Raw genomic sequence first — 1,075 nt, 5'->3', positions numbered from 1 at the left:
GCTTGCCGCCGTACATCCAGTGCTGGCCGATGGCCGAACCGGCGTACGGTGCCAGGTACTGGCTCTCCTCCCCCGAAGGAGCCTGGATGGTGGCATTTGCGAGCCAAACCTTTAATCGTGTCCGGGGAACGCCCCGTCCCCCAACAAGACGTTCCCCGAACTTCGATGCTTAACAATCCCATCCCCGGGCAACGGTAATCAAGCCACAGGAATACGTGATTTCCTGGTTAATCCTCCGCAAGTAGTAGCTCTGTTAGTTAATTAGCGCGGTTGATGCTGCATTCCCCGGCGGCGGGCCCGGCGCTGCCCCGGCGCTCTGGACGGTCTGGACCCGGGCTGGTGGAATAGGACCATGTCCGCCATCTATGACCTCCAGCCAGCGGCCCAGGCCGTCGTCGCCCTCCTCCCCCGGATCACCGAAGAGCAGCTCGGCAGCGCGACGCCGTGCGAGAAGGCCAACGTCCGGGACCTCCTGTTCCACGTACTCGGACTGAGCATGGCCTTCCGCGACGCGGCACGCAAGGACTTCGGTCCGACGACGGCGACCAGTCCGCAGGACCTGGAAACTAACCTGCCGGAGGACTGGCGCGAGCAGATTCCCGCGCGGCTCGACGAACTGGTCGAGGCCTGGCGCAGCCCGGAGGCGTGGGACGGCGACACCCAGGCCGGCGGTGTGGACCTGCCTGGCGCCGTGGCCGGGCACGTGGCACTGAACGAGCTGGTCCTGCACGGCTGGGACCTGGCCCGCGCCACCGGCCAGCCGTACTCGGTGGATGAGGCAACCGCGCAGGCGTCCTTCGACCTGCTGTGGCCGCCGGAAGACCAGTCCAGGCGCGAGGGCATGTTCGGCCCCGTCGTCGAGGTCCCGGAAGACGCCCCGCTGCTGGACCGCGCCGTCGGCCTGAGCGGACGGGATCCGGGCTGGACGGCGAAGGCCTGAAGGCGCGCGGCCGACGCTTCGGTGACCAAGCAGCAGGAACTAGGAGGCCGCTGAACAAATTGCTTCTGTAACTTGGGGAGTTTAAGGCGCGCCTGCTGGACTCGTCCGCTCAGTGGTTAAGACTGGTCTTATGCA

At 66.3% G+C, this 1,075-nt stretch carries 1 protein-coding gene; it reads left to right on the top strand.

The features are described 5' to 3' along the window. Positions 1-352: 352 nt before the first annotated feature. Positions 353-940, top strand: a complete 588-nt coding sequence (locus AC5RWU_RS24325; protein WP_493986736.1) for a TIGR03086 family metal-binding protein — start codon at positions 353-355, stop codon at positions 938-940. Positions 941-1,075: the final 135 nt, after the last annotated feature.

This window comes from Arthrobacter sp. B0427-1-12, assembly GCF_059092905.1.
The sequence above is the reverse complement of the archived record's forward strand: the minus strand, read 5'-3'. Positions and strand labels throughout refer to the sequence as shown.